The organism is Helicobacter sp. 13S00401-1 (assembly GCF_002272925.1).
Classification (GTDB): Bacteria; Campylobacterota; Campylobacteria; order Campylobacterales; family Helicobacteraceae; genus Helicobacter_I.
Map to the genome: position 1 here is coordinate 88,124 of NZ_MLAR01000003.1, position 20,335 is coordinate 108,458.

At 34.5% G+C, this 20,335-nt stretch carries 19 protein-coding genes; 11 read left to right on the plus strand and 8 right to left on the minus strand.

Going from position 1 to position 20,335, the window contains the following annotated elements; genetic code table 11:
• Window positions 1-84: 84 nt before the first annotated feature.
• Together BKH43_RS02670 and BKH43_RS02675 are read right to left on the minus strand one after the other, a co-directional pair.
• A complete protein-coding gene (locus BKH43_RS02670) occupies window positions 85-2,355 on the minus strand; it encodes an AAA family ATPase (protein ID WP_095228274.1) in 2,271 nt (756 codons plus the stop codon).
• Window positions 2,352-2,663, minus strand: a complete 312-nt coding sequence (locus BKH43_RS02675; protein WP_095228276.1) for an ATP-dependent Clp protease adaptor ClpS — start codon at window positions 2,661-2,663, stop codon at window positions 2,352-2,354. The genes BKH43_RS02670 and BKH43_RS02675 overlap by 4 nt, the downstream gene beginning before the upstream one ends.
• 247 nt (window positions 2,664-2,910) lie before the next feature.
• Here BKH43_RS02675 and fliR point away from each other — a divergent pair, with 247 nt between their 5' ends.
• From fliR to BKH43_RS02695, 4 genes are read left to right on the plus strand one after another with little or no spacing between them, the layout of a single operon-like run.
• A complete protein-coding gene (gene fliR / locus BKH43_RS02680; protein ID WP_095228280.1) occupies window positions 2,911-3,681 on the plus strand; it encodes a flagellar biosynthetic protein FliR in 771 nt (256 codons plus the stop codon).
• 10 nt (window positions 3,682-3,691) lie between these two features.
• Window positions 3,692-4,042, plus strand: coding sequence for a hypothetical protein (locus BKH43_RS02685; protein WP_095228282.1), 351 nt, complete (start codon window positions 3,692-3,694; stop codon window positions 4,040-4,042).
• A 15-nt stretch (window positions 4,043-4,057) separates the two neighbouring features.
• Window positions 4,058-5,227 (plus strand): pyridoxal phosphate-dependent aminotransferase, encoded by a 1,170-nt coding sequence (locus BKH43_RS02690; RefSeq protein WP_095228284.1) that lies wholly within the window; start codon window positions 4,058-4,060, stop codon window positions 5,225-5,227.
• Between the two features lie 5 nt (window positions 5,228-5,232).
• The gene (locus tag BKH43_RS02695; RefSeq protein ID WP_095228286.1) at window positions 5,233-5,865 is read left to right on the plus strand and encodes an NAD(P)H-dependent oxidoreductase; all 633 of its coding nucleotides are present in this window, start codon (window positions 5,233-5,235) and stop codon (window positions 5,863-5,865) included.
• Window positions 5,866-6,016: 151 nt separating this feature from the next.
• Here the strand turns inward: BKH43_RS02695 and BKH43_RS02700 are convergent, their stop codons facing one another.
• The 4 genes from BKH43_RS02700 to BKH43_RS02715 form a co-directional block, all read right to left on the minus strand.
• The gene (locus BKH43_RS02700; RefSeq protein ID WP_095228288.1) at window positions 6,017-7,219 is read right to left on the minus strand and encodes a class I SAM-dependent methyltransferase; all 1,203 of its coding nucleotides are present in this window, start codon (window positions 7,217-7,219) and stop codon (window positions 6,017-6,019) included.
• A gap of 95 nt (window positions 7,220-7,314) precedes the next feature.
• On the minus strand, window positions 7,315-7,854 hold the full coding sequence (locus BKH43_RS02705) for a DUF4149 domain-containing protein (RefSeq protein WP_095228290.1): 540 nt from the start codon (window positions 7,852-7,854) through the stop codon (window positions 7,315-7,317).
• A gap of 29 nt (window positions 7,855-7,883) precedes the next feature.
• Window positions 7,884-8,132 (minus strand): DUF493 domain-containing protein, encoded by a 249-nt coding sequence (locus tag BKH43_RS02710; RefSeq protein WP_095228292.1) that lies wholly within the window; start codon window positions 8,130-8,132, stop codon window positions 7,884-7,886.
• Entirely contained in the window at window positions 8,125-8,478 is a 354-nt protein-coding gene (locus BKH43_RS02715; RefSeq protein WP_253248027.1) for a cytochrome c, read from the minus strand. The genes BKH43_RS02710 and BKH43_RS02715 overlap by 8 nt, the downstream gene beginning before the upstream one ends.
• Window positions 8,479-8,537: 59 nt before the next feature.
• On the opposite strand from BKH43_RS02715, the gene folD reads away from it, so the two are divergent.
• The 3 genes from folD to BKH43_RS02730 all read left to right on the plus strand — a co-directional run bounded on the left by folD (window position 8,538) and on the right by BKH43_RS02730 (window position 12,583).
• A complete protein-coding gene (gene folD, locus BKH43_RS02720; protein ID WP_095228294.1) occupies window positions 8,538-9,410 on the plus strand; it encodes a bifunctional methylenetetrahydrofolate dehydrogenase/methenyltetrahydrofolate cyclohydrolase FolD in 873 nt (290 codons plus the stop codon).
• Window positions 9,411-9,629: 219 nt separating this feature from the next.
• Window positions 9,630-11,252, plus strand: coding sequence for a methyl-accepting chemotaxis protein (locus BKH43_RS02725; RefSeq protein WP_095228297.1), 1,623 nt, complete (start codon window positions 9,630-9,632; stop codon window positions 11,250-11,252).
• Between the two features lie 131 nt (window positions 11,253-11,383).
• Window positions 11,384-12,583, plus strand: a complete 1,200-nt coding sequence (locus BKH43_RS02730; RefSeq protein WP_095228299.1) for an aminotransferase class III-fold pyridoxal phosphate-dependent enzyme — start codon at window positions 11,384-11,386, stop codon at window positions 12,581-12,583.
• Between the two features lie 96 nt (window positions 12,584-12,679).
• Here the strand turns inward: BKH43_RS02730 and BKH43_RS02735 are convergent, their stop codons facing one another.
• Entirely contained in the window at window positions 12,680-13,105 is a 426-nt protein-coding gene (locus BKH43_RS02735) for a Sua5 YciO YrdC YwlC family protein (protein ID WP_095228301.1), read from the minus strand.
• A 58-nt stretch (window positions 13,106-13,163) separates the two neighbouring features.
• Here BKH43_RS02735 and BKH43_RS02740 point away from each other — a divergent pair, with 58 nt between their 5' ends.
• Window positions 13,164-13,943, plus strand: a complete 780-nt coding sequence (locus tag BKH43_RS02740) for a hypothetical protein (RefSeq protein ID WP_095228303.1) — start codon at window positions 13,164-13,166, stop codon at window positions 13,941-13,943.
• Entirely contained in the window at window positions 13,940-15,631 is a 1,692-nt protein-coding gene (locus BKH43_RS02745; RefSeq protein ID WP_095228305.1) for an ABC transporter ATP-binding protein, read from the plus strand. The genes BKH43_RS02740 and BKH43_RS02745 overlap by 4 nt, the downstream gene beginning before the upstream one ends.
• Window positions 15,632-15,744: 113 nt before the next feature.
• Here BKH43_RS02745 and BKH43_RS02750 read toward each other — a convergent pair whose 3' ends face one another.
• Entirely contained in the window at window positions 15,745-16,425 is a 681-nt protein-coding gene (locus tag BKH43_RS02750; RefSeq protein ID WP_095228307.1) for a response regulator transcription factor, read from the minus strand.
• 75 nt (window positions 16,426-16,500) lie between these two features.
• Here BKH43_RS02750 and BKH43_RS02755 point away from each other — a divergent pair, with 75 nt between their 5' ends.
• Both BKH43_RS02755 and BKH43_RS02760 read left to right on the plus strand, forming a co-directional pair.
• The gene (locus tag BKH43_RS02755; protein WP_253248028.1) at window positions 16,501-17,508 is read left to right on the plus strand and encodes an ATP-binding cassette domain-containing protein; all 1,008 of its coding nucleotides are present in this window, start codon (window positions 16,501-16,503) and stop codon (window positions 17,506-17,508) included.
• A gap of 209 nt (window positions 17,509-17,717) precedes the next feature.
• Complete coding sequence (locus BKH43_RS02760) at window positions 17,718-20,288, plus strand: AAA family ATPase (protein WP_095228309.1); 2,571 nt, start codon at window positions 17,718-17,720, stop codon at window positions 20,286-20,288.
• The last annotated feature ends 47 nt before the right edge of the window (window positions 20,289-20,335 follow it).

A 20,335-nucleotide genomic window follows, 5' to 3' on the forward strand; every position in this document is an offset into this window, starting at 1 on the left:
GCGTGGATCTACACTCATATATTTTAAAATGCCCATCTAGCTAGTACTTTATTTAAGCATCCTAGCTAGGTAGTTTAAGAAGTTTTAAGCGTTTTCTTTCTTAGCTTTTGTGGTTTCTTTTTTCTTTGTGTGAGGAGTTATTTTAAGACCATTTTTATCACAAGTTATCTTTGCTTCACCACCATGTTTTAACTCACCAAAGAGTATAAGCATACTAAGTTTAGGCTTGATTTCAGAATCTATTATGCGTCTTATCTCCCTAGCACCAAGAGCATTATCAATTGACTTTTGGGCTATGAAAGCACTAGCTTTAGAATCTATTTTTACAGTGATGTTTTTACTTTTTAGGCTAACTGAAAGATCGTGTATATACTTGCCAACTATCTTTTCATAGTCTTTTTCACCTAAACTATTAAAGTTTACCACCGCATCAAGTCTACCTCTAAACTCTGGTGTAAAGATATCTTTTATAGCCTTATCTTCTCTACTTTTAGCATCTAAAAAGCCCATGCTAGCGCTTTCTTTGCTTCCTGCATTACTAGTCATTATTAAGATAACGTTTTTAAAATCAGCCTTATTACCCATATTATCAGTTAAAGTCGCGCTATCCATAACTTGAAGCAAGATATTATAGACATCAGGATGAGCTTTTTCTATCTCATCTAGCAATAAAACACAGTGTGGATTAGTTCTTATTTTAGTTACTAGCAAACCTCCACTATCATAGCCTACATAACCTGGAGCTGCTCCTATAAGCTTACTAACTGAGATAGATTCCATATACTCACTCATATCTATGCGTTCAAACTTTATACCTAAGATATTAGCTAGCTCACGGCTTAACTCAGTCTTACCAACCCCACTAGGCCCAGCAAATAAAAATGTCGCTATAGGTCTATCTAACTCTCCAAGGCCGGCTTTATTAACTCTTATCTTTGCTACTACCTCATCTATAGCAGCATCTTGAGAAAAGATTCTATGTTTTAGCTTAGTATCCAAATCTAAAAGCAAGCTATCTTCACTTTTTGAAAGAGTGCTTTTTGGTATGTTGATATTTGCAGAAACTAAGTCTTCTATCTGATACTTTGTTATAAGTGTTACTTCATTTTTACCCTTAGACTTAAGCTGAGTTTTAGCACCTACTTCATCTATTAAATCTATAGCCTTATCTGGGAGGTGCCTATCAAATATATACTTTGAAGATAGCTCAACACTAGCTTGTAAGGCTTCATGATCGTATTTCACATTGTGAAATTTTTCATAAATAGGCGCTATCTTTTCTAAGATCTTAAGACTATCTTCAGGACTTAATTCATCTATCTTTACTTGTAAAAAGCGACGACTTAGTGCCTTATCTTTTTCAAAAGTAGCCTTGTACTCTGCAAAAGTTGTAGCACCTATAACTTTTATAGCCCCACTTGCAAGGCTTGGCTTTAAGATATTACTTACATCTATAGTGCTTCCAGTAGTAGACCCAGCACCTACCATCATATGAATCTCATCTAAGAATATAATGACATTCTTCCTAGCAGTTAGCTCTTTTAAGATGTTTTGCATCTTAGTTTCAAACTCACCCCTATATTTAGTACCAGCTACAACTGAGCTTATATCAAGTGAGTAGATGATGGAATCTTTTAGTTTAGGAGGTACTTTTTTATTAACTATAGCTAGGGCTAAGCCTTCTATGATCGCACTTTTACCAACTCCTGCCTCACCTAAAAGCACAGGGTTGTTTTTCTTTCTTCGGCAAAGGATTTGTATGATCTTTTCTAACTCTTTGGCCCTTCCTACTAGTGGATCTATCTTACCTTTTTTAGCCTGCTCATTTAGATTGGTTGCAAACTCATCTAAAATAGATTTTTTGGCGTTACGCTTACTTTCTTGATGAAGCTGATTAGACATCTGTTTTTCAAGCTGGAACTTAATGACAGCTTTTTTAAGATTAGTTATAGTGATACCTTCCATATTTAAAAGCTTTACAGAATAAGATATCTTCTCACTCATCATAGCCACTAAAAAGTCTTCTATACCTGCGTTTTCTTGTCCGGCACTTTCTAAGTGATCCATCATATTTGCATACACCCTCATTAAAGCTGGTGTATTTTGAAGCTCATGATCATAGTTAAGATTAATAGTGCTTGGAACATACCTTTGAAGATAGCTCTCTATAGCACTACTAAGCTTATCTATATCTATATCATCTTTTACAGAAGTAAGTATCTCTACTCCTATATCATGCTTTAAGATAGCGTGAAATACATGCTCTATAGTCAAAACACTATGTCTTAAAACCCCAGCATACTCTATGGCTGCGTTAAATACGTATGATAAAAACTCATCTAATTTATTATTCATGATACTTCCCTTATCTCTAACACTAAAGGCTCTTTTGCCTCCCTAGCTAGATCTCTTGCAGCTTGCAACTTATACTCAGCTATATCATAAGGATATATGCCACCTATGCCTTCACCCTTTGTATGAATGTGCATCATGATGAAGTTTGCCTCAGTCTTATCTTTATCAAATATCATCATAAGCATATTTACCACAAACTCCATAGTAGTATAGTTGTCATTAAAAATAATAACTGCATAAAGACTTGGCTTTAGAGTTTGTATCTCATTTTCTGTTAAAAGTCCTTCATCTTTTTCATTCTGATTCATTCTTACTCCATTTATATAATTGTTGCAAGGTTTTTTTACTTCATCAAGGTCAACTTTGATTATACTAAATATGCTTGCATAACTTAGAATCTATTTTGCATAATCTTTGAGCGGCAATATTTTTACTTAGACAATAATTTAGTTTTTAAAGATATATCAAAAGCTATTTTAGAGATAATAGTATTTAAAAGTTACTGGTAAGAAAGTTACTAGTTTTAGTACTACAAGATATCAAAAAGGTTTAAAGTTGCTAGAGTTTTTGGGCTTTTTAACGCAAGATAATATAGTCGCCTTCTTATTACTATTATTAAGATTTGGCGCCATACTTGCCTTCTTTCCTTTTTTTGACAATCAACTAGTGCCTATAAGTGTTAGAGCTGCCCTGGCCTTTGTGCTAACTGTTACTTTTTTTCCTTTAGTCCATGTAGTTGTAAGAGTAGATTCTATGAGTGAGTTAATCATGGCTGGCTTTTTTGAGATAGTGCTAGGTTTTATCTGTGGTCTTGCCTTACAGATAGTGTTTTCAGCAGTTATCTTTGCTGGAGATATGATTAGCTTTTCTATGGGGTTAACTTTAGCATCTAGCTATGATCCTATGAGTGGAGGCAGCAAACCAGTTATAGCTCAAGTTATAATCTTACTTATGACACTTATGGCCTTGCACTTTAATTTTCACTACTTGTTTTTAGATATGATAGCTAGGACTTTAAATAGCACGCCACTTGGGGGCTTTGTGCTAAGTAATGACATATTAAACTACTTTGTGAAAGCCTTTGGGCATATGTTTGTTTTAGGGTTTATGCTGGCTTTCCCAGTTTTAGCCATCATCCTTTTTTCAGACATCATATTTGGTATGATAATGAAAACCCACCCGCAATTTAACTTGCTTGTGATTGGCTTTCCAGTAAAGATAGCCATAGGTTTAGTAGCACTAATAGTTATCATACCTTCTATGGTGGCTATGTTTAAAGATAACTTAGGAGAGGTCTTTAAGGCCTTATGGAAGATACTAACTTAAGAAGTAGATAATGAGTGACTTTGAAATAACTGGCAGTTTAGATTCTAAGACTTTAAATATAGAGTGCCATGGAGTGATAGAAAGCTATGAGGACTTTAAAGACTTTAAAGCAAGCCTTTTTAGTATAGCTAAATCTGACCCCATCTCCCATATGAGCAACCCAACCTTTAATATTCTAAACATTATGTTTATAGAAAGCTACCCAATATCCGATAATGTCTTTGGTTTCTTACTAAAACTAAGGATTAGAGATAAAATAGAGGTGAATTTTATGACTGATGATAATCGAGTTTTGAATTCAAGTGTACATATACATTTAGACGAAAAGTTAAATATGAAACTTTTTTACACAAACAAATAAACATGGAGTTAAATAATGCAATATTCTAAAAAGATACTAGGACTACACGAATCTGCAACCATAGCTGTTGCAACCTTAGCTAAAAAGCTAAAAGCAGAAGGTAGAGATATCTTAAGCTTTTCTGCTGGTGAGCCTGACTTTGATACACCTCAAGCTATAAAAGATGAGGCAGTTAGAGCTTTAAATCTAGGCTTTACTAAATATACACCAGTAGCTGGAATCCCTGAGCTACTAGATGCCATAAAAGACAAACTTAAAAGAGATAATAATCTAGAATATGAAAGAGATGAGATAATAGTAAGTAATGGTGCTAAACAAAGTCTTTTTAACACCTTTCAAGCACTGATTAATGATGGTGATGAAGTCTTAATCCCCACTCCTTACTGGGTGACTTACCCTGAGCTTGTAAGCTATAGTGGTGGAAAACCAGTTTTTGTGCCAACCAAGCAAGAATACAACTTCAAAGCAAGTGCACTAGACTTTGAAAAATACATCACTCCAAAAACTAAAGCCATAGTACTAACTAGTCCTAATAATCCAACTGGCATGGTCTATGATAAAGAAGAACTACTAGATATAGCAAAGATGGCTGTAAAGCACAAACTTTGGGTTATAAGTGATGAGATGTATGAAAAGCTAGTTTATGGGGATGTTAAGTTTTGTAGTATAGGCTCACTAGGCGAAGATATACTAAAACAAACTGTAACTATTAATGGCCTTAGTAAGTCTGTAGCTATGACTGGCTGGCGCATGGGCTATGCTGCTTCTAAGGATAAAACACTAATTAAACTAATGACTAATCTTCAATCTCAGTGCACTTCAAATATAAACTCTATAACACAAAAAGCTTCTATAGTAGCTTTAAGTTTGAAATCTGAAGTAGAACAAATGAGAGAAGCCTTTGAAGCTAGGAGAGATGAGGCCTGTGCTATCATAAAAAGAATCTCAGGTATAAGCGTTTTAAAACCAGATGGCGCTTTTTATCTTTTCATAGATATATCAAAAGTTAAAGGTTTTAATGGCGATAGTATGGAGTTTTGCAAAGAGCTACTAAACAAGCAAGGTGTAGCACTAGTACCAGGTGTAGCCTTTGGTATGGATGGATTTGTAAGGATGAGCTTTGCTTGTAGTATAGAAGATATAAGAGAAGGTATAGCCAGGATAGAAGCTTTTATAAAATCTTAAAGGATATGAAAGATATGACTTATCAAGAGATAATGGATAAAAGATACTCATGCCGAAGCTTTGATCCTGCAAGAGAGATAAGTGACCTTGATTTAAAAGAGATTCTAGAAGCTGGACGTAAAAGTCCAAGCTCTAGAGGAGTAGAACCATGGATGTTTTATGTTATAGAATCTAAAAAGCTTCAAGATGAGCTTTCATTTATCTGTAATAATCAAGCACAAGTTAGGGAGTGTTCTAAGCTAGTAGTAGTGCTAGCTAAGATTGATGGCTTACGTCCAGGACGCCCTTACTCAGACATGTTGGCAAACAGAAGACATGATAAGAGTAAAGAGCAAAAAGATGAGTATAAAAAGTGGTATCAAGCTAGGTTTTCTAACCTAATCGATAAGGAGCTTTATGAGTACTCTTCGTTGCAATGCTATATAGCAAGTACTAATATGATAAACATGGCAACTAGCCTAAATATACAAAGCTGCATCATCGCAGGATTTGATAAAAAAGGCTTAGAATCTAAACTTTTTCTAGATACTTTAAATCTCCAAATAAGCCTAGTTTTATGTTTTGGCTATGAACTAGTGCCTAGTGAAAAACAAAAGCTTAGAAGAAGTTTTGAAGACGTAGTGAAGTTTATCTACTAGAGGTAGTAGACTTTTAAGAAAGATTAGGGGATAAAAGTAGACTTTTAAGATTCTACTTTTCCCTATATCGCCTAAGCCCCAAGCTTTAATATAAAACTTAAAAAGCAAGTTTTAACTAAGACTGCTTAAGCAAACAATCTTAGAAAATGTTTTAATGCTTATAGATATACTCTTTAGTTAAAGGCGCGTTATTATTGAAGTGTTTGGTATAGAAAAGCTGATAGATATTAACTGAGTTTACTCTAAATGCAGACGCACAAGAATCTAAATAAAGCCTCCACATCCTTATAAAGCGCTCATCATACATCTTTCTCACTTCATCAATATGTGCTTCAAAGTTCTCACTCCATTTATCAAGTGTCATAGCATAGTGTATACGTAAACTTTCAGCCATACCTAATTCAAACTCTAAATCAGTGCTTGCATAAATAACCTCTCTTAAAGTAGGTATATAACCACCTGGGAAGATATACTTATCTATAAAGGCGTTAGTATTGCCTTCAAACTCACAAAGTATGGAGTGAAGTAAAAAGTTTCCGCCCTCTTTTAAGATAGATTTAACTTTAGAAAGATAGTAGCTAATATTAGCCTTGCCAACGTGTTCAAACATACCTACACTAACTATCTTATCAAGTGGTTTATCTAGTCCTAAAGCTTCTAAAGAAAGGTCTTGATAGTTTAAAAGTTTAATAGTTACTAAGTCTTCTAACCCTTCTTCTTTTACTCTATTAGTTGCAAACTTAAACTGCTCTTCGCTAATAGTATTACCAAAAACTCTAACCCCATACTTTTTAGCAGCACTTATAGCCAGATAGCCCCAACCACAGCCTATATCAAGTAAAGTTTCACCCTTTTGAAGATTTAGCTTTGCTAAAGTATGTTCTATCTTTTGAAGCTGGGCTTGTTCTAAAGAATCTTCTTTAGTTTTAAAGTAAGCACATGAATAACTCATAGTACTATCAAGCCAAAGTTTATAAAAGTCATTACCTATATCATAGTGACTTTTAATGTTCTTTTTTTCTATGTCAGTAGTTTTTGGAGGCTTGATATCTTTTACTTTATTAGTATATTTTTTAATAGAGTTTTTATGAAGTAGTAAGATAGCACTATCAAAGTCTCCTTCTATCTCTATAAAGCCATCCATATAAAGCTCACCAAAGATAAGTGAAGCATCCATAGTCCCGCCGGTTAAGACTTTAGAAGTAGGAGTTTTTGTAAAAACTATCTTAAATTTTGGTTCACCCTCTCCTTTTTTTATAACACCCTTATCCCAAAGGACTAGTTCAAAACTGATGCTTGGATCTACCTCATGTAATTTAGAAGCAACTTTTTTTAATACGACTTGTGCTAGCATTAACTAACCTCCTTAAAGTTATGAAATATTTTATAGGTTCTACTAGGAAACAAAAACAAGCATTATAGACTAATAAAGTCTTTGTAATGCAAAGCTTAAACACACCCTAGCTTCCTTTTCTTAGGTCTTTTTTCAGCAACTTTATTAGACGCTAGTACAAAAACCCTAGCTATAAAAGCCACTATTAAAGTAACTAGCAAGACTTTGAAAACCACCTCACTTTGCTTATGTATTAGATTAAAATCAACCCCTGCTGTAACGCTTGCTCCTTCATTTTGCATGGTCACTATTTTATTTATATAGTAGAAGGTAAAAAGAAACATTAATATGGCATTTAAGATTCCTAAAAGCCAAAGCAAAAAACCACTTTTTTGTAGTTTAAATGAGAGACTTTCATAAACTAAGATGATGATGGCTGAGATATTTAGTATATAACCAAAACGTTCAAAAATCTTAGTCATGATGATACCCTCATCAAAGCGAGTAAGTATGCTGTTTGAAAGATCATTAATCCGCAAAATCGCATTACTATCAAAGATGGTAGCTGCACTTATAGCACATAAGACTATCCCCCCTATGCAAAGTCCTAGCACTATTAGATATATGCTACCTGTTATCTTTTCTACTAAACGCATAGCCTTCCTTAAATCTTATTTATCATCCATTATATGACTAAATGGACCTCTTTTAAACTTCTTAATTTAGTAAACATAGAGTTTCTTTCTTCTTCATTTTCTACATGCAAGCTTGTGTCTATGACTGTATACTTGCCATTTTTTGACTGCCTATCACTACTTAGAATCTTTATCTCACTACTTAGATTTGCTATCTCTTTTAATACATAGTCTTTATCACTAGTAAATATTTTATATTCCCAAACGCAAGGATACTCTATCTTTTTTTCGTCATTCATTATCTTGCCCCTTGTTTATATATACATAAATGGCATGGATTTCTTCATCGGTTAGATAGTACTTTGGCATAACACCTTTACCATTCATAACACCTTCTTTAAAGCCTTCATAGTCAAGATTTGTTATATCTGGCGCTGTTATCTCTTTAACTTTGCCAGACCTAGTTGTATACTTTGCGATAAATGAGCCCTTGCCATCATCTCCATGGCACTTTATGCAAGCTATGCCACGGGGGTCTAGATAAAGTTGCCTTCCATACTCTTTATCTGTTAAAAAGTCCTGTCCAAAAGCTACGCTAGAAGCTAGCAAACAAGACATAAAAAATACAAAAACAACCTTATACAACTTTATAGCCTTTGTAAAAAAAGTATATTATACGGAATCTATTTGCAAAAGGATTTAATATGATCTTATTAGATGGTAAAAAACTTTCACTTAAGCTTCAAGATGACATAACAAAAGATGTAGCCCTCTTAGCTAAAGAGCATATCTTCCCAAGTTTAGCCGTCATCTTAGTTGGTGAAGACCCAGCTAGTCAAACCTATGTCAACATGAAGTCACGCGCTTGTCAAAAAGTAGGTATAACTTCTATAACTTACAAAATGCCCGCAAAAACTACTCAAGCTGACTTATTATGCATGGTTGAAAACCTAAACTTAAACCCTCTAATAGATGGAATCTTAATCCAACTTCCCCTCCCTAGTCACATCAATGCAGATTCTGTGCTTAATGCTATCACTCCTTCAAAAGACGTAGATGGCTTCCATCCTATTAACAGCGGGAAACTTACTTCTAAGCTAGATGGCTTTGTGCCAGCTACTCCACTAGGAGTTATGGAGCTACTAAAGTACTATAACATTGATATAAAAAGTAAGGATGTGACCATAGTTGGTGAAAGCACTATAGTAGGTCGCCCACTAGCCATGCTTATGTTAAATGCTGGTGCAACAGTTAGCATAGCCCATAAGTTCACTAAAGACTTAAGCTTTTTCACACGCAAGGCTGATATCTTGTGCGTTGCTACTGGCAAAGTAGGCTTAATCACTAAAGACATGGTAAAAGAAGGTGCTGTAGTTATAGATATAGGCATAACTAGACTAGAAGATGGAAGTCTTAAAGGCGATGTAGACTTTGAAAGTGTCGCACCAAAGTGTAGTTATATAACTCCTGTTCCTGGTGGTGTAGGTCCTATGACCATATCATCTTTACTTTTAAACACAGTAAAAAGCGCTAAAAAACGAGCAAGCAACCTAGCTAAAGCCTTAAAAGAAAAGTAGATATTTCTAAAGATAAGCAAGGATAAAAGAATCTTAAAGTTTAAGATTCTTTTATCTTTATAAACTCCTCCTTTAAACCTCTAACCACCTATAAACCCCTTTTAAGAACTATAAATAAGAAATAATTAGTAAATATAAAGTTAATTCTTTATAAACTACCCCCGCGCAATGTTATTATTAAACATAAAGAAAACTTAACACAATCCAAAAGGGAGTATTTTGAAGAACAAATTTTTATTAATAGGCTTTGGCATCATCTACATACTAATAGCAATAGTTATCATAGTGTCTATAATAGAGCTTAACTTTATAGAAACAAGCCTTTCAAAGATTAACACAGTTAACTCTGTAAAACAAAGATATGCCATAAACTTTAGAGGAAGTGTGCATGATAGAGCTATAGCCCTAAGGGATGTAATAATAGATAATGATAAATCTGATATAGCCTCTCATATAAAAGATATAAAACGCCTTGAAGACTTCTATGCTGAAGCTAAGGCTAATATGCAAACTAACTTTGTAGATAAAAACTCCCTTGATGCAAAAGAGTTAGAGATACTTTCTAGGATTAATAAAACTGAAGACTTAGCCCAACCTCTAATCCACAACACCATAAAGCTAAAACTAGCAGGCGATAATGAAGGTGCTTTGATAGATCTTAATAAAAGCCGTCCTCTTTTTACTAACTGGCTAAAGTTTATAAATGAGTTCATAGACCTTCAAGAAACAAGGAATCAAAGCCTATCTCCTATAGTTGATAACTCAGTCACAGTTACTTATAAGATTCTAATAGCCCTTGCCATAGCCTTAGTTATAGTTGGTATCATAGTTATGATACTAACTGATAGATTCCTAACTAACACCATAGGAGAAAATCCAGGCAAAGCGCTTTTAAGTCTTTCTCACCTAAGTGAAGGCGACTTAAGAGAAGAGCTACATACAACTAAGAAAAACTCCATAATGGAAAAAATAGCTCTTTTAAGTAAAAGACTAAGAGATAATCTAGCCTCTGTACTAAAAACTGCTAATGAAGTCCATACAAGCGCACAAAATATAACATCAAGCATAGATACAACAACACAAATCATCTCTAAGCAGTCTAATCTTACTAATGAGAACAAAGACTTTATTTACAAGCTTGCAGCTTCTATGGACACTATGAAAGTTAGTGCAAAAAGAACTTTAGAAAACTCTCATATAACCCAATCTTTAAGTCAACAAGGAAAAGATAGAGTAAGTGAAGCAGTAAGTAAGATCTCCCTTGTAACTGATAATATACAAGAGAGTGCTAGCTTAGTAAAAAACTTACAAGAAAACTCTAAGCACATTAACGAAAGTGCAAATCTAATAGCTGATGTAGCTGATCAAACAAACCTTCTAGCACTAAATGCCGCCATAGAAGCAGCACGTGCAGGAGAACATGGAAGAGGCTTTGCAGTTGTTGCTGATGAAGTTAGAAAGCTAGCTGAAAGAAGTGCAGAAAGCAGTATAGCCATACAGCAAATCATCAAAGAAGTAGAATCTAACATCACAGACTGTGTAAAAAGCATAGAAAAAAGTGTAAGCAACGCCAAGCTTTCTCAAGATCTAGTCTTACACACTAACAAAATGCTAGATGAAATATATAACAGCGCTAATAACTCTCTTGAAGATGCAAGCACTGCAAGCTCCATACTAGATGAAAAAGTAAGCGAGATTCTTATCTTGCAAAAAAATATAGAAGAAAGTGCAGAAATGGCAGAAAGCACTAATAAACTAATGTTACAAAACGTAAAAGAAGCTGAGAAATTAAAACAGTCCAGCCAAGATATAAAAGACAACATGCAGTTTTTTAAAGTATAAAAATAAGCAATAGTATATTAAAGTAACATATATATAAATAAATGCTACTAAAATACAACTTATATATTAAAGCAGTATTTTTTATGTTAGTCTTTATGAACACAACCCAAGTAAATGCATGAGGAGTAAAAATGCAAGATCAAACCTTAGAACAAACTGAAAAAACCTTCCAAGACTACGTACTTCAGACTTATGAAAGGATACCGCTTTCATTTAAAAGAGGAGTTGGCGCTAAGCTTTATGATGATAAAGATGTAGATTATCTAGACTTTTGTTCAGGCATAGGCGTTATAAGCCTTGGGCACTCTCATCCAAAGTTTGTAAAAGACTTACAAGATCAAGTAGCTAAAATCTTACACGTTTCAAACTACTACTATATAGAATCTCAAGGCCTAGCAGCTAAAAAAATCTTAGAGCTAGCTGGTATAAAAAACGGAAAAGTTAGCTTTTATAACTCAGGAGCTGAGGCTAATGAGTGTGGATTTAAGATAGTTAGAAAGTGGGGTAATAAAAGAGGCAAATATAAGATTCTAACCTTAGAGCAAAGCTTTCATGGTAGAACTTATGGAGCTATAACTGCTACTGCACAACCTAGCCTTCAAAAAGGATTCTATCCACTAGTACCGGGCTTTGAGTATGCAAAAGATCTTGATGATATGATAAGAAAAGTTAAAAGAGACCCTGAAGTGGCCTGTGTTTTAATAGAGCTTATACAAGGTGAAGGTGGAGTAAACGCCCTTGATAAAGCCAAAGTAAAAGAGCTAGAAAAAACTTGCAAAGAACATGAAGTGCTTTTCATGGTAGATGAAGTACAAAGTGGAATCTATAGAAGTGGAGAGTTCTTAGCAACTCAGATTTATGATGTAAAACCAGATATTATAAGTCTAGCTAAAGGGCTTGCAGGTGGGCTAGTTATAGGAGCAAGCGTTACAACTATAAAAGACGCACTAACTCCAGGAGAACACGGTACAACTTTTGGAGGCAATGCCCTTTCAACTACAGCTTGTCTAAGTGCTTTAGGCATACTTGAAGAGTACTATAACAGCGGTGCTGTTGCAAAGACTGTTAAAAAGATGGATGAATTTATGGATGAGATTCTTAAAGAGTTTCCAAACATCTTTGTAAGTAAAGAAGGTTTAGGGCTTATGAGAGGACTTAGGGCAAAAGATCTAGATACTCAGAAAAAAGTCATAAAACTAGCCCAAAGCGAAAGACTACTTTTACTAAAAAGTGGGCGTAATGTAGTAAGGCTGCTTCCTCCAGTTATCATTAGCGATGCTGAGCTAGAAGAAGGCTTTAAGCGTATGAAAAATGCCCTTAAAAAAATGTAGATTAAACACTATAGAATCTAAAAAATCCCAAGCTAGATTTATCAAAATCTAGCCTAAACTAGATAAAAGCTTTAGTCCTTTTATCTAAATCCTTTTTTATCTAACCCTCTTAATTTTACTTGCACTTAACTTATATATCTTACTGGCCCTACACTCACTTAAACCTCTCTCATCTATCACATAAACATCAGCAACACTTTTAGCAAACTCTAAAGAAAACTCTTTTTTATGCAAGTTAGCTGAGCTTGAGTAAAGCCCACTTTCAAAAAACTTTAAAAAACGATTAAACTTCTTATCCTTACTTATCCTAAAAGAACTTCCTTTAACTATAAAGCTACTCTTACTTGCGCGCCTTACATAAAACTTAAAGGCCTTAGGTATCCTAGCTTTATCAAAGTCTGAAAACTGTTTTAGTAAGTTCTTGGTTAAGGGAGCATCTTTGGCTTTATTTAAAAGCACTTCACTTTGGCTTAAAAGCCCTAAAGTGGTATCAGTTTGAGCTAAGTAGACTAAGTCTTTCATGTTAAGAGACTTCCTTTTTTGGTAATATGCACATTTAGAATCCATAAGGAGCATTGTAGTGTTATATCTTTTAAGCTTTGGTGACACTCGCTATAAGAAGTCTCAAGCTAAGCTAGTAAAAAGTGCTTTAAAGTTTGGCGTGGATGAAGTCATGCTTATAAATCAATTTGATCTATTTAAAGACACAGACTTTATAGTAAAAAATCGCTATACATTACGCCAAAAAAGAGGTTATGGCTACTGGCTTTGGAAGCCTTATTTAGTAGATAAGACTTTGAAGACTTTAAAAGATGATGATATTTTATTTTACTGTGATTCTGCAGTAGAGATATTACAACCTTTAAAGCTACTACTTGATAAGATGGATACCACGCATCCTTTAATGTTTCATGTAGACCACACAAATCTTAGCTATGTAAAAAGAGTCATATATGAAGCTATGAAGATAGAGCCAAAAGACTATGAAAGCTATCAAAAAGCAAGCCAAATAGCTGCAGGTTATGCCTTTTTTAGGAAGAATGACTTCACTTTAAATCTAGTAAAAGAGTGGTTAGAGCTTTGTGAAACTCCTTTTTTAATAGACGATACGCCAACTCCTCGTTTAGATGAGTTTCCTGGCTTTATAGATAACAGACACGATCAAGCTTTGCTTTCTATGTTAAAACATAAGTATGATATAAAAACTTATAGAGACCCTAGTCAGTATGGGATGAAATATAAAGACTTTGACACACAAGTTTTTAATCTTCATAGACTTAGAATCCATAAGTGGTTTCACAGAGAAAAGTTTCCTTTCTACTATCAGTGGAAAGAGCTAAATAGTAAAGATTGCAAATGAAAAGTTTTTTTAAACGCTACTACCCGTATATGAAAGGCCATAAACTACTTTTTATAGTAGCTATAGTTGGTATGCTACTAGCTAGTGCTGGGACTGCTGGAGTAACTTATATAATGAAGCCTTTAATAGATAATGTCTTCATAGGTAAAGATATGAAACTCCTTTATATCATACCCCCTGTTTTAATACTTATCTTTTTAGTTAAAGGCATGGGATCTTATATACAAACCTATGCTATGAGCTATATAGGCTTAAACATCATAAGGCAAGTAAGAAATAAGATGTTAACTCATCTTTTAAGTCTAGAGATGGAGTTTTTTAATAAAAAAAGAAGTGGCGAGCTAATCTCAAGGATAACTAATGATATAAATCAAATCCGCGCTGGAGTTAGCAACTATGTCACAGACTTTGTAAGAGAGCTTTTAACTATCATAGGACTAGTTGCAGTTATCATATATCAAAGCCCCATACTTGCCCTAGTAGGCCTTATCATCATGCCTCTTGCTGCTATACCTATAAATATCATGGTTAAAAAGCTAAAAAAGATAGCTAGATCCTCGCAAGAAACTAATCAAGATATAACATCAAGGCTAAGTGAGATCTTTAATAACGTAGAGATCATAAAAGCAAGTAATGGCGAAAACATAGAATCTAAAAACTTTGAAGAAGGCAATATGCGCTTTTTTAAGCTAAGCATGAAGTCTACTAAGATAGCCCAACTAGTCTCACCTTTAATGGAAACCTTAGGAGCAGTTGCCATAGCTATAGTTGTTATAGTGGGGGCTTTTGAAGTAGAACATGGAAAGCTTACAACTGGAGGATTTTTTTCCTTTCTAACAGCCATGCTTTTAATCTACACACCTATAAAACGCCTCCTTTCAAGCTATACAGGCTTACAAGATACTTTAGTAGCAGGTGAGCGTATAGGACAGCTTTTAGACATACAAAGTAAGATAGTAGATGGACAAAAGACTTTAAAGCCACCTATAAAAAATATAACTTTAGAAGATATCACTCTTCACTATGATGACTTTGCTGCATTAAATGGTGTAAATCTTACTTTTAAGAAAAATGAGATAACTGCCATCATAGGTAAAAGTGGGGCTGGAAAAAGCTCACTGGTTAATTTACTTTTAAGGCTTTATGATGCAAGTAGTGGAAGTGTAAAGATAAATGACACAGATTTAAAAGACTTCACACAAGCAAGCATAAGAGACAACATAGCTATAGTCACTCAAAGAATCTTTATCTTTAATGACACCATAGCCCACAATGTCGCTTATGGCAGTGTTATAGATAAAGAAAAAGTAAGAAAGGCTTTAAAGAGTGCTTGTGCGTGGGAGTTTGTAAGCTCTTTGGAAAATGGTATGGATACTATTTTAGATGAGTTTGGAGTAAATCTTAGTGGCGGGCAAAGACAGCGTATAGCAATAGCAAGGGCTATATATAAAAATCCTGATGTTTTAATCTTAGATGAAGCAACCTCAGCCCTTGATAATAAAACAGAGCTTGCTATAAAAGAAGCCTTAGAAAGCATCAAACAAGATAAGATAATAATCCTTATAGCACATAGACCAAGTACTATCTCACTTGCACATAAAATAGTTTATATGAGCGAAGGAGCTATAAAAGATATCTATGATGCTAAAGAGTATGAAAAGATAAGTGCTAGTTTAACTTATGACTAAGGTTGTATTTTAAGTAAGTAGCGATACTTAAAGATAGCACTTAATGCTAAAAGTACTATCTTTAAATCATATAAAAGCTAGTTAAAAACTATAAGTTTCTTTAGTAAAAAGCTCTAGCCTTCTAGTTTATAGCCCACACCTCTAACTGAGATGATGTGTTTTGGACTTTTTGGATTCTCTTCGATTTTAGAGCGTAAACGGCCAATTATCACATCTATGCTTTTATTAGAACTTTCTGGATTAATAGATTCAGATTCTATAGCTATGGCTTCACGGCTAAATACATGACCTTTTTTACTTATAAGTAAGGTTAGTATCTCATACTCTGCCCTTGTAAGATCAAGCTTTTTATCTTGAAAGTAAACTTCATGACTGTTTTTATCTATCCTAAAGATAGAGGCTTTTTCACTAGTTTTTACATCAGGAGCTTTTTGAGAATAGCGCCTTAAAAGGGAGTGTATCCTTGCTGCTAACTCTTTTGGGTCATAAGGCTTAGGAATGTAGTCATCAGCACCATTATCAAGAGCGTTAATCTTATCGTTTATATCACCTCTTGCACTAGAGATGATTATAGGGATATTTTTTTGTTTAGCTACTCTTTTACAAACTTCCATACCGTCTAGATTTGGAAGATTTAAGTCCAATAAAAGCAAATCGTAGTTTTTAACATTTAGCGCACTCATCCCAGTATAGGGCTCATCAAAGTTGGTCACATTAATATCATGCTGTCTTAAACACTCAGTTAAAACTTCTGCTATGTCTAAATCATCTTCTATCATCAAAACTTCTATCATGTTTTTACCTTATGTTAAGCTTTAATATTCTTTTTATACTTTATTATAGTATTAAAGTTATTATAACTTCACTATGTGAAATTTACAAAAGAGGAGCAAGTCATTATTTTAATCGAACATGTTTATAAAACCTATGAAAATGGCTTCAAGGCACTAGATGATGTAAACTTGAAAGTAGATAGAGGAGATATCTTTGGGATTATAGGCTACTCAGGAGCTGGAAAGTCAACTCTTATAAGGCTAATAAACGCCCTTGAGCTTCCAACAGGTGGTAAAGTCTTATTAGATGGCATAAATATTGCCACTTTAGATTCTAAGCACTTACAGCTTACGCGTCAAAAAGTTGGCATGATATTTCAACACTTTAACCTCTTAAGCTCAAGGAATGTTTTTTATAACATAGCCTATGCGCTAGAGATCGCTGGGTGGAAAAAAAGTGATATCAAAAAAAGAGTAGAAGAGCTTTTAGGCCTAGTTGGTCTAGCTAGCAAAAAAGATTCTTATATAAAAGAGCTTAGTGGTGGACAAAAACAGCGCGTTGCTATAGCACGTGCTTTAGCTAATAACCCTAAAATCTTGCTTTGTGATGAAGCCACTTCAGCCCTAGATTCTAAAACCACTAAAGACATACTAGAGCTACTAAGAGACTTACAGTCTAAACTTAGCCTAACTATAGTTTTAATAACCCATCAAATCGAAGTTATAAAAGAGATCTGCAATAAGATGTGTGTGATAAGTGAAGGAAAGATAGTAGAAAAAGGCGCTGTAGAAGAAATCTTTGCCAGGCCTACCCATAAAGTTACAAGAGAGCTTTTAGGCTATGAAGAAGAGCTAGATTCTATAAAGATAGAACGCGAGTTTATCTATAGAGTAGTTTTTACTGGTAGCAACTACTCAAAACCTCTAATCTCTCAGGCCATAAAACGCTTTGACATAGAAGTAAACATTATAAGCGGACATATAGATGAGTTAAGAAGTAAAGAGATAGGACATCTAGTCTTAGAGATAAAAGGAAAAGAGGCAAATATAGCCCTTATCTGGCTAAAAGACCAGGGCTTGGAGATAGAAAAAAGCTATGCCTAGAATCTAAAAAAGCTACTTTAATGCCAGGTGGTTTAAGGTAGGTTGTTTAAGACTTGATAATAAGGCTCTTATAAAATTTGATATTTACTAGCTTAGTAAAGTTTATAGTACTAAACTAAAGTTTTTTAATATAAATTACTAAATCTATTAACTTTTAGCAGTTATAATGCACAACTGCTAAATTATAGAATCTAAATAGGAGCCACACCATGCAAGATAACAACTTACTAAACAACCTAACTAACCAACTTACAACTGCCCTAGATAAAGCAGCTAATCTTGCCTTACACTATAAACACTCTCAAATCTTAGATGAGCACATGCTACTTGCCCTTAGTAGCAACTCAGATTCCATGCTTTATAGATGTCTAGATGATAAAGATAGAGCTCTCTTAGATGAAAAGCTTAAAACAAGCCTAGATTCTAAACCTACTGCAAGTAATGTTACTTTGCAAAATATAAATATTGCCCAAAGCTTTTTAAAGTCCTTACAAAACGCTAGTGCTTTTGCTGCTAGCCTAGGAGATAGCTACATAGGTGTAGATAGCTACATAAGGGCTAACTTAAAAGAGTTTGAAGTGCTTTTTAAAGGCATAGATATCTTAGAGCTGCAAAAAAAGTTTGAAACCTTAAGGGGAGGCAAAAAGCTAGATTCTAAAAATGCTGAAGATACTTTAGAAGCCCTAGAAAAGTACGGTATCAATCTTAGTGCTATGGCTGCAAACATGAAGTTAAGTCCAGTCATAGGGCGTGATGAAGAGATAGAAAGAGTAATGCAAATCTTAATGCGTAAGTCTAAAAACAACCCTATCTTACTAGGTGAGCCAGGTGTTGGGAAAACTGCAGTTGTCGAAGGACTAGCCTTAAAGATAGAATCTAAAGAAGTGCCAACTTCTTTGCAAAACAAGATTCTTATCTCACTTGATATGACAGCACTAATTGCCGGGGCAAAGTATCAAGGTGAGTTTGAAGAAAGATTAAAAAGCGTTATAGATGAAGCCAGTGGTAATGACAACATCATACTTTTCATAGATGAAATCCACACTCTTTCAAACACAGGCGGTAGTGAAGGTAGCTTAAATGCTGCTAATATCTTAAAGCCAGCCTTAGCGCGCGGTGAGTTAAAAACTATAGGTGCTACTACTTTAAAAGAGTATAGAAAGTACTTTGAAAAAGATGCAGCCCTAGCACGTCGTTTCCAACCAGTGAGCATAAAAGAGCCTAGTGTTAATGAAAGCATACAAATATTACGCGGTATAAAAAATACACTTGAAAACCATCACAACGTAAGCATACATGATAGTGCACTAGTTGCTGCAAGCAAACTTTCTGCTAGATATATCACAGATAGATTTTTACCTGATAAGGCAATCGACCTTATAGATGAAGCAGCAAGTGAGTTAAAGATGACGCTTGAAACTGAGCCTAAAGAGCTTTCCAAGCTAAAAAGAGAGATAAGCTCTCTTGAAGTAGAAAAGCAAGCCCTAATCTTTGAATCTAAAGAAGAAAACAAAGATAGGCTTGCTGAGATAGAAAAAGATCTAGCTAACTTAAAAGAAAATATGCAGTCTTTGCAAGCTCAGTTTGAAAACGAAAAAAAGATATTTAATGATGTAGCTGACACTAAAGCAAAAATAGATTCTTTAAAAAGAGATAATGCCAAGGCTAAAAGAGAGGCAAATTTTGAACTAGCAGCAAAGATTGAGTACTCTGAGATTCCAGCTCTTGAAAAGACCTTAAAAGAGTGTGAAAGCAAGTGGGATGATGTTACCAAAAACTCTAATCTTTTTAGAAATGCAGTTGATAAAGAAAGTGTTGCTGAAGTACTTTCCAAGTGGACTAACATACCAGTTAACAAGATGCTTCAAAGTGATAAAGAAAGAATCTTGCACATTAAAGAATCCTTGCAAAGTGAAGTCATAGGGCAAGATAAAGCAGTAGATGCCATAAGCCGCGCCATCATCCGCAACAAAGCAGGTTTAAGTGATACAAACAGGCCAATAGGTAGCTTTCTTTTCTTAGGCCCTACTGGAGTTGGTAAGACTGAGAGTGCTAAGGCTTTAGCAAGATTCCTTTTTGATTCCCAAAAAGAGCTTATAAGGATAGATATGAGTGAGTACATGGCTAAGCATGATGTAAGCCGTTTAATAGGTGCAAGTGCTGGCTATGTAGGCTATGAAGAAGGTGGAATCTTAACTGAAGCAGTAAGACGCAAGCCCTACTCTGTAGTACTTTTTGATGAAGTAGAAAAAGCCCATCCTGATATCTTTAATATCCTGCTTCAAGTCCTAGATGATGGACGCTTAACTGATAATAAAGGCGTAACGGTTGATTTTAAAAACACTATCATCATCCTAACTTCTAACATAGGCTCTAGCCTCATACTAGATACTAAAGATAGTGAAGAAAGATCTAAACTTATACAAGGTGAGTTAAAACATCACTTTAAACCAGAGTTTTTAAATAGGCTTGATGAGATAGTCATCTATGAAGCCTTGAAAAAAGATAGCGTATTAAAGATAGTGGACTTATTAGTTAAAGAGCTAAATTTACGCATAAAAGATAGGAATATAAAAGTAGAGTTAAGTGACCTTGTTAAATCTTATCTTATAGATTCTTCTTTTGATAGTGCTTATGGCGCTAGGGTTTTAAAAAGGAGTTTGCAAAAAGAAGTTGAGGATAAGCTTGCTATGTTTATACTAAGCAGTGAGGCTAACTTAGAAGGCAAAGTTATAAGCTTTGATTTAGAAAATGGCGAGATAAAACTAAGCGTAAAATAGCTAGTTAACCTAGTCTTTAAAAGGCTAGGACTTATAAAAAAAGAGGT